The organism is Komagataeibacter xylinus NBRC 15237 (assembly GCF_001571345.1).
Lineage (GTDB): Bacteria > Pseudomonadota > Alphaproteobacteria > Acetobacterales > Acetobacteraceae > Komagataeibacter > Komagataeibacter xylinus.
Genome location: NZ_BCTP01000073.1, coordinates 1 through 8,521 on the forward strand (window position 1 = coordinate 1; position 8,521 = coordinate 8,521).

Below are 8,521 nucleotides of genomic sequence, written 5' to 3' on the forward strand. Positions count from 1 at the left end.
CCCGAGCCCCACTCGAAGTTCTGATCCGGTCTCAAATGCGTGCAGGTAGACACATTCGTATTTCAACGACCGCCACAGACGCTCGATGAACACGTTGTCCAGCCAGCGCCCACGCCCGTCCATGCTAATGCGGATCTGACGTTCTTCCAGGATACCGGTAAAACGGGGCGTCGTGAATTGTGAGCCCTGGTCCGTGTTGAAAATCTCCGGGGTGCCGTAGCGCATCAGCGCATCCCGGAGTGCCTCAATACAGAACTCCGCGTCCATCGTGTTCGACAGACGCCAGGACAGCACCTTGCGCGTGAACCAGTCCATGATCGCCACGAGATAGAGAAATCCCCGTTTCATGGGAATATATGTGATATCGGAACACCAGACCTGGTCAGGCCGATTGATGACCAGATCCCGCAACAGATATGGATATTTCCGATGCTCCGGATGGGGCACACTCGTGCGCGGCTTCTGGTAGATCGCCCGCAGGCCCATGATCGCCATGAGCCGCCGGACCCGCTTGCGGCCCACTTCATGTCCCAGGCGGCGCAGATGCCATGTCATCTGCCGTGAGCCATAATACGGCGTTTCCAGGAACTGGGCGTCGATCAGCCGCATCAACTCCAGATTGGCCTCGCTCTGTGGCACAGGCCGATAGTAGACGCCTGACCGGTTGAGTCGCAGCAGCGTACATTGCCGAATTATCGGCAGACGCGCTCGCTTCGGGTCAATCATCTGCCGCCTCTGATCACGCCCAACCGAGCAGAGGCATCGCGTAAAAAATCCCGTTCCACGAGAAGCTCGCCTATCTTCGCGTGCAGTTTCTCCACATCAGCAGGGCTGACCGGGGGCTCAGACGTCGCCTTCCCGGAAAAGGTGGCCGCCATCCCCTCGATCGCCTGCCGTTTCCACTGGGCGATCATCGTCTGATGCACCCCATGTTTCGAAGCCAGTTCCGCCAGCGTCAGTTCCCCACGGATCGCTTCCAGGGCAACCCGTGATTTGAACTCCGCCGCATACCTCTTGCGCGTAACCTTGCCCATAAAACCCGTTCTCTCTCAGGTCGGATTATAGCTTATTGCCCTGTCCGCAAAATGGGGACCACCTCTGCGTCTTTCCACGATCCACCGTTTCGGCAGGACGACAAAACACGCTGGACTTATGACGGTTTTGTGCCGGTCATCCGAGCGTTTCAAGCTCGTATGAGGAGACCGACGAGACCATGAAGCATACGGAAGGTTTCAGGCGCGAGACCGTGAGGATCGCGTTGAGCAGTGGGCTGTCACGCACGCGCGTTGCGGTCGAGCTGGGTAAATGAATAGTGGATGGCCATCCGAACGAGCCGGCATCAGGGCAGCAGGCTGATCTGGCCCGCGAGAATGAACGTCTTCGCTTGAAAAACCGGATTCTGCGGGAGGAGAGGAAAATTCTAAAAAAGCTCCCCAGTTCTTCGCGAGCCAAAAGCCATGAGGTTTGCCTTCATCCACGGACATCGGCATGAATGGCCAATCGGGAGGCTGTGCCAGGTCTTGCGGGTCTCGGCACGGGGTTACCGGGCCTGGACATCCCGACCAGCCTGTCAGCGCCAGCGCACCGATCTGAAGGTGCTGGCGCATATCCGGGAACATTATGCCCTGAGCAACGGCTCCTACGGACGGCCGCGCATGACCATGGAACCGGGGGAAGCCGGGCTCGATGTCGGAGAACGTCACGTTGGCCGCGGCACGCTCCCAGGACTGGACGATCGCTGCGTATTTCTGGCCCCAAGGACTTTCAGCAAAGGCGGCCAGGGCAGTTTTTCCAGTTTCAGCGTCCACAGCCCGGTAGATATCCTTCAGAACTGTGGCCACGGATTTGCAGTCTTTTCAGGCGACGAAATCCAGCGAATGGCGCAGCAGATGAACGATGCCGGTTTGCATAAGGGCTTCGGGAAAAAACCGCGCAGATAGCGTCGGGAAAGCCCTTGAGTCCGTCAACCACGGCCAGCAGAATATCCTCGACGCCACGATGGCGTAGATCGTTCATGAGACGGAGCCAGAATTTGGCGCCATCGTTCTGCTCGATCCATAGGCCGAGGATCTCCTTCGTGCCTTAGTGACAGCCAGTGGGAACGGCTACGGATAACCATCTGTTTGTGGAAGCCGTGCTGTATCGTTACCGCGCCGGTATTCCGTGGCGTGACCTGCCAGTGCGGTTCGGGGATTGGAAGAATGTTCACAGACGACTGCGCCGCTGGTGTGAAAGTGGCGTCATCGAACGGATTTTCCGGCATCTGGCCGCCGATCGAGCCAATGAATACATGATGATCGACAGCAAGATTGTCCGGGCTCACCAGCATAGTGCGGGGGCGCGTAAAAAAAGGGCGCGGACCAGGCCATCGGGCGGTCCCGTGGCAGACCAACTTCGAAAATCCACGCCATTGTCGATGCGGCAGGAAAGGCAATCGCCCTGTCCCTGACGTCCCTGCAGAAAGCGGACATCACGGAAGCGGAGCCCCTGCTGGATGAGGTCGATCCCAAAACCTTTATCGCCGACAAGGCTTATGATGCCGATCCGCTTATCGAAAAGATCGAAGAACGGCAGATCACACCGGTTATCCCTTCAGGGAAAAACCGATGCAATCCACGAAAAAATCAGCTTTCAGCCCTACAAAAACAGAGACATCATTGACTGCTTCTTCGCCAGGTTGAAGCAGTTCAGGGGCATTGCAACACGCTACGACAAACTGAAGTCAACATTCCTCGCAGCAGCACAACTCGTCTCCGCAATCATCAGAATTAACTGACGACATGCCCTAGCGGTAATAACCGTAATAGGCCGGGGGCGGCGGGGGTGGTGGTGGCGGATAGGCATAGACCGGGTAGGGCGGCGGATAGCCATAGGCCGGATACCCATACCCATACCCGTAGCCATAGGGCCGGTAGCGATAGGGCGACATGGCTACTCCCAGCGCGGTGCCAGCGGCCATGCCCATGCCAAAGCCGCCCCAGCCCCAGCCACGATGCCAGCCGCCGCCCCAACCGGGGCCACCGCGCCAACCGCCACCCCATGCATGGGCCGCAGGAGCGGGCAATACGCCAATCAGTCCCATGGATACAGCCAGCAGCAGGGCCAACTTACGCATCTGACGGGTTCCTTTTTTGTACCATTGCAAACACGATATTGGCATGGATCGGCCAGATATCCAGCCCCTATCCCTCACCGTTTCGTGATGTCGCGCGGTAGAAAACTCCCATAACGGGGCGTTTGCATGACGGGGCGCTCCATGTAGGAGCGATGACGCTGCCAACCCGCTTTCTTTTTTACAGACAAATGTTTTCTGGTGCCGCCTTTTTGGGAAAGGCGGCGTTTTTCTTAAGATATTTCAATAAATATTACAAATTACGTTATTTACTTAATTTTTATAATATTTGTAGGATCATTGTCAATTACAATTCCACCACTATTCGGAAGATTTATCTGACAAAATATTTTTCCGCTATTCCATAAAGCGCAGACTCCATTCAGATTGGCATTTGTGCTTTTGTCTGAAGCTTTAACATAAATATTAACTTGGTTAATATGATAAACGGTTGCGCCACCATCAGTGTCTGTCGTTTGGAATTTTTTCATATCAATAATATAGAAGCCATCATCATTATTAACAGAAAGTTTATTCATATTTTCCCCATCAGCATGAAGGGTGACGTGGCTTATACCGTTGCAAACAAATGCATTTTTTTGCCCATTAGTTATTACATAAATTTTGCATTTTGATTCGTCGGTATTGTAAGCGTATGCTTCTGTAATATATTTACCTAAGGCTGACTCAACCTGTTTGCGGGCCATTTGTTCTGAAATGCTTTGAGCATTTGCGGCATCTATATAATTTCCACCAAATAAAATTGAAGAAAATAGGCCGAAGATAATAAAAAACTTTTTCACTTTATATAGTTCTGATCATTTTTCAGTTGCCCTGTCGGGCGCGAAGCCACCCGCCCAGCGACGCCAGCGCCTCTTTCAACGGACCGTCGGGCATGTCGTCAATATCCACGGGTGGTGGTGGCGTGCGCGGTGGGGCAGGGGATGTTGCCTGTTGGGGCAGTGCGAGCAGGTCTTGTACCATTTTCAGCCGCTTGACCACGCCGTGGCCGCAGGTGGTGTTGATGCGGGCAATGACGGTGGGCGCGAGATGTTGCAGTTCCATCGCCACCGGCCCCTGGCAGCCCACCGTCAGCGTGCCCGCCGAGAACTTGCGCGGCACGGTGAGTGCTGCCAGATGCGGGCCTACAATATCCGCCCAGTCCGTCATCACCTGCACGGCTGCGGCCGACTGCTTGCGAAAGACCGGCTGGCTGATCTGCGGCAGCAGGGCCGCCATGCTGCGCGCGCGAAAGGCCCGGCGCGGCGGCTCGGCGGGAGCAGGGGCTTCGTTCTTTTTCTTGCTGCGTGGCGGCGGGTTCGTCATAAACGGGTCCGTGTTACCTTGTGCTACCGATCTGTTACGCTGGTATGACCGGCACCGTCGCATTCTGCCATGGCGCGCGCTGCCCGGCCAGAGTGTTGATCCCTATCGGGTCTGGCTGAGCGAGATCATGCTCCAGCAGACCACGGTTACGGCGGTCATGCCCTATTTCGAGCGCTTCCTGGCCGCCTTCCCCGATGTCACGGCGCTCGCCCGCGCGCCTCAGGACCGGGTCATGGCGCTGTGGGCGGGGCTTGGCTACTACGCCCGCGCGCGCAACCTGCATGCCTGCGCCAAGGCGGTGGCAGCGCGGGGCGGCACCTTTCCCGATACGGTGGAAGGGCTGCTGGAACTGCCGGGAATCGGGGCCTATACCGCAGCGGCCATTGCCGCCATCGCCTTTGGTCGCCCCGTGGTGCCGGTGGATGGCAACGTCGAGCGCGTGACCAGCCGCCTGTTTGCCCTGACCGATCCCTTGCCCGGTGCCCGCAAGGCCATTGCCGCCCGCGCCATGACCCTGAACGCGGATGCGCAGGCCAAGGCCCGCCCGTCTGATTTCGCGCAGGCCCTGTTTGACCTTGGCGCGGGCATCTGCACGCCGCGCAACCCCGCCTGCGTGTTGTGCCCGTGGCGCGACGCCTGCGCGGGCCATGCGCAGGGCATTGCCGCAACCCTGCCGCGTCGCGCGCCCAAGCCCGTGCGGCCCGTGCGGCATGGCGTGCATTTCTGCCTAGTGGATGAAGCCGGTGGCCTGCTGCTGGTCCGTCGCCCCGAAAAGGGGCTGCTGGGCGGCATGATGGGCCTGCCGGGGCCGCACTGGCGCGATGACCCGTGGCCTGAGGCGGAAGCGCTGGCGCAGGCCCCTGCCGCCCCCCGCCTGCAACCGCGCTGGCGCATGGTGGGGCAGGTGAAGCATGTCTTCACCCATTTTACACTGCTTGTGGATGTGTACGCAGCCACGATCGCGGCCTTTCCCAACAGCATGGCGGCACAGGGATGCGTGCATTACCCCGCTGACGGCGCCGTGGCGCTGCCCTCGCTCATGGGCAAATGCGTAAAGGTTGCACGCAAAGCCGGTATTTTTTGATTGACGCCGGTATGATCTGCGCGGTTGAGTGATGGGTGTCCGATCAGGAAAGGGACCGTAATGTTCGCTTTTGTCCAGATGCTTTCCCCCGTTGTGGCCCTGCTGGGCCTTGTTGCCGCCGCCCGTTACTGTTCAGCCCCCGCGCGCGCCATGCAGCCGGTCCGGGTGCGCGCCCGGCGCTAGGATGCATCCTGTGCAGGGTGATGAGGGTCCGTTGCGGTTTTGCATCCTCGTCTGGCTTCCTGTAGCAGCCGGAGCATGACATTTATTACCATAAAGCGCGCGGCGGGGCATGAAGATGCACCGCCGCGCACCGGGGTACTGCTGAGCAATCTCGGCACGCCCGATGGCACCGGCTATGGCCCTGTGCGCCGCTATCTGGCTGAATTCCTGTCAGATCGGCGCATTATCGAAGCCAGTCCCCTGATCTGGAAACCGATCCTGTATGGCCCGGTGCTGACCTTCCGCCCGCGCAAGTCGGGCGAGGCGTATCACCGCATCTGGCATCATGACCGTGATGAAAGCCCGCTGCGCACCTATACGCGCGACCAGGCGGAAATGCTGGCCAAAAGGCTGGAAGCTGACAATGTGCCGGTGGCCTGGGGCATGCGCTATGGCCAGCCCTCCATCAGCCAGGCGCTGCATGAACTGGTGGCCCAGGGGTGCGATCGCATCCTGCTTGCCCCGCTCTACCCGCAATATAGCGCCACCACCACGGCCACGGCCAATGACCAGGCGTTTCGTGCTCTGATGCGGTTGCGCAACCAGCCCGCCATCCGCACCCTGCCTGCCTTTGCCGACCACCCGGCCTATATCGCGGCCCTTGGGCGTTCGATCACGGCCCGACTCGAAACGCTTGATTTCAAGCCGCAGATGATTGTCGCCTCATTCCACGGCCTGCCCAGGGTATATGTGGAAAAGGGTGACAGCTATGCCGATGAATGCGCGCGCACCATCATCGCGCTGCGTCATGCCATGGGGTATGACGAGCGCATGATGCCGCTTACCTTCCAGTCCCGCTTTGGCCCGGCAAAATGGCTGGAGCCCTATACCGCGCCGTTTATCGAGTCGCTGCCCGCGCAGGGCATCGAGCGCATTGCGGTGATTACGCCGGGCTTCATTTCCGACTGCATCGAAACGCTCGATGAAATCGGCAACGAGGCAGCGGAAGACTTCATCAAGGCGGGCGGCAAGGAACTGGCCCTGATTCCGTGCCTGAACAACTCACCCGATGCCATCGACCTGCTCGAGACCCTGGTGCGCGAGGAACTGGCAGGCTGGCTGCCACGTAAAGCGGCAGCCTCTGCCAGCTGAGGTCTCTCATGCCCGCTGGCGGAGAAAAGTTTTTGGCGAAGTGTTTTGCAAAAAGCTTCGCGAGGAGCCGCCTCTGGCGAAAAGGCGGCTCCCGGAAATGTTGATGATGTTACCCCAGTCAGGGCCGGTCGCAGCTTTCGGTCAGGTCATTATAGACCTGCCCTTTGGGGCACGAAGCCGGAGGACGCTGCGGCGCAGGCTGGCCCTGCATGCCGGGTTGCGGCTGTGCCGCAGCGGGGGCCAGCAGGGTGGACAGATCCTTGTCATAGACAGAATCGTCTTCAGGCGCGTTGTTGCCCGTGGCGTTATAGACTTCGGGTGCGGCCCGATAGCTGGCACTTGCCGCGGCAGCCCCCATCGCGGCCCCCGCGCCATAATAACCGGGCCAGCCCCAGCCCCAGCCACCCCAGCCGCCACCCCAGCCCCAGCCGCCCATGGGGTAACCCCAGCCGACATAGCCGGGGTAGTAGCCCGCACCCCAGCCGCCCCAGCCCCATCCACCGTGCCAGCCGCCCCAGCCGCCGCCACCATGCCAGCCGCCGCCACCACCGCGCCAGCCACCGCCGCCGCCATGCCAGCCACCCCCGCCCCCACCAAAGCCGCCGCCGCCATGGGGGCCAGCATGGGCGGGCAGGCTCAGTGAGCCGCACGCAATCAGGGCCAGCGTCACGCCTGTCAGTGCCTGTTTGAGCTTGTGCATGTTCCATTCCTGCATGTCTTGATGGGGGTTATCGCAGAAAATCACCGATCGGGAAAAGACGCGGCCGGTATCCTGGTGCCGCATTCCCTAACGCAGGGATAGCCGCGCCGGATGCGCTTGTGGTGCGGCAAGGCGGGTGTGCGCCTCATTGTCATGAATGGCATTTCTGCCCGGTTTGGGCCGATGCGCAAGCGTGGGGTGGCGTGCTGCAACACTCCGTAGCATAAACCGGCTGCAGCGCCAGATGATGGCCTACAGGCAGGAAACCATGATCGAAACGCTCAGAACTGAAGAACTGGTTCAAAAACAGAGCCTGTAATGGAAAGTAAAAGTTCTCGGGTACCGCCTTTTTTCAAAAAGGCGGCGTTCTTTTGAAGCTCTCTGAAAAAAGCTTCATCAGGAACCTTCCTCCGGTCCGTCGCGTCTTTCAATGCGTTTACGGTCGGCCAACCCCCCGCAGCCGGTGCAGCGTGATGATGGCCGCCGTCAGCACGATGGCGGCGCAGGTCTGGTGCACCGTGCCCGCCCAGACCGGCACGACCAGCAGCAGCGTGGTAACACCCAGCGCGTATTGCAAAAGCACCAGCCAGCCCAGCATGGCCAGGGCCGCATGCACGTCCTTGCCTAGTTGCGGCGTGCGCAGCCCCAGCACGATTGTCACGCCAATCAGCACCGCCGTGGTGGTGGCCAGCAACCGGTGGTCGAACTGGATGGCGGGAATGTTCTGGAACCAGTTCAGCCAGAAGGGGTGCAGCCTGGCATAACCCTGCGGGATCAGGTGCCCATCCATGAGGGGGAAGGTATTATAGGCGAAGCCCGCATGCGTGCCCGCCGTAAAGCCGCCCGCGATCACGGTCATGCCCACCAGAATGCAGATGGCCCAGACCAGTGCATGAATGCGCCGTGCTTCGGGGGTTGCGGGAATGAAGGCGGGGCGCGGCGTGCGCACGGACAGCGCCGTCCACAAAATGGCGATGTAGCAGCC

8 protein-coding genes and 4 pseudogenes are annotated in these 8,521 nt (G+C 59.8%); 5 read left to right on the forward strand and 7 right to left on the reverse strand.

Features of this window, described 5'->3' with window-relative positions; all coding sequences use genetic code 11:
• Nucleotides 1–1,034: pseudogene (locus tag GXY01S_RS15640) on the reverse strand (IS3-like element ISGxy1 family transposase); the annotation flags it as partial.
• A gap of 323 nt (nt 1,035–1,357) precedes the next feature.
• On the opposite strand from GXY01S_RS15640, the pseudogene GXY01S_RS19250 reads away from it, so the two are divergent.
• Nucleotides 1,358–1,712 (forward strand): annotated as a pseudogene (locus GXY01S_RS19250) (IS3 family transposase); the annotation flags it as partial.
• On the opposite strand, the pseudogene GXY01S_RS17590 reads toward GXY01S_RS19250, so the two are convergent.
• A pseudogene (locus GXY01S_RS17590) lies at nt 1,713–2,082 on the reverse strand (transposase); the annotation flags it as partial.
• A gap of 16 nt (nt 2,083–2,098) precedes the next feature.
• Here GXY01S_RS17590 and GXY01S_RS19110 point away from each other — a divergent pair.
• A pseudogene (locus GXY01S_RS19110) lies at nt 2,099–2,776 on the forward strand (IS5 family transposase); the annotation flags it as partial.
• Between the two features lie 9 nt (nt 2,777–2,785).
• On the opposite strand, the gene GXY01S_RS15660 reads toward GXY01S_RS19110, so the two are convergent.
• The 3 genes from GXY01S_RS15660 to GXY01S_RS15665 all read right to left on the reverse strand — a co-directional run bounded on the left by GXY01S_RS15660 (nt 2,786) and on the right by GXY01S_RS15665 (nt 4,351).
• Nucleotides 2,786–3,115 carry a hypothetical protein gene (locus tag GXY01S_RS15660; protein ID WP_061276614.1) on the reverse strand — a complete coding sequence of 110 codons (330 nt, stop codon included), beginning with the start codon at nt 3,113–3,115 and terminating at the stop codon, nt 2,786–2,788.
• Nucleotides 3,116–3,381: 266 nt separating this feature from the next.
• Entirely contained in the window at nt 3,382–3,915 is a 534-nt protein-coding gene (locus tag GXY01S_RS18370) for a hypothetical protein (RefSeq protein WP_146222812.1), read from the reverse strand.
• A gap of 22 nt (nt 3,916–3,937) precedes the next feature.
• A complete protein-coding gene (locus GXY01S_RS15665; protein ID WP_061276616.1) occupies nt 3,938–4,351 on the reverse strand; it encodes a DUF721 domain-containing protein in 414 nt (137 codons plus the stop codon).
• A 97-nt stretch (nt 4,352–4,448) separates the two neighbouring features.
• On the opposite strand from GXY01S_RS15665, the gene mutY reads away from it, so the two are divergent.
• The 3 genes from mutY to hemH all read left to right on the forward strand — a co-directional run bounded on the left by mutY (nt 4,449) and on the right by hemH (nt 6,836).
• Nucleotides 4,449–5,522: an A/G-specific adenine glycosylase gene (mutY, locus tag GXY01S_RS15670; protein ID WP_061276625.1), complete on the forward strand. Its 1,074-nt coding sequence runs from the start codon at nt 4,449–4,451 to the stop codon at nt 5,520–5,522.
• Nucleotides 5,523–5,582: 60 nt separating this feature from the next.
• Nucleotides 5,583–5,705, forward strand: a complete 123-nt coding sequence (locus tag GXY01S_RS19115; RefSeq protein WP_255210478.1) for a hypothetical protein — start codon at nt 5,583–5,585, stop codon at nt 5,703–5,705.
• Between the two features lie 75 nt (nt 5,706–5,780).
• Nucleotides 5,781–6,836 carry a ferrochelatase gene (gene hemH, locus GXY01S_RS15675; RefSeq protein WP_061276618.1) on the forward strand — a complete coding sequence of 352 codons (1,056 nt, stop codon included), beginning with the start codon at nt 5,781–5,783 and terminating at the stop codon, nt 6,834–6,836.
• Between the two features lie 118 nt (nt 6,837–6,954).
• On the opposite strand, the gene GXY01S_RS15680 is transcribed toward hemH, so the two are convergent.
• Together GXY01S_RS15680 and GXY01S_RS15685 are read right to left on the reverse strand one after the other, a co-directional pair.
• Nucleotides 6,955–7,536: a hypothetical protein gene (locus GXY01S_RS15680; RefSeq protein WP_174520988.1), complete on the reverse strand. Its 582-nt coding sequence runs from the start codon at nt 7,534–7,536 to the stop codon at nt 6,955–6,957.
• Between the two features lie 436 nt (nt 7,537–7,972).
• A partial coding sequence (locus GXY01S_RS15685; protein ID WP_174520989.1) for a COX15/CtaA family protein occupies nt 7,973–8,521 on the reverse strand: 549 nt, incomplete at its 5' end.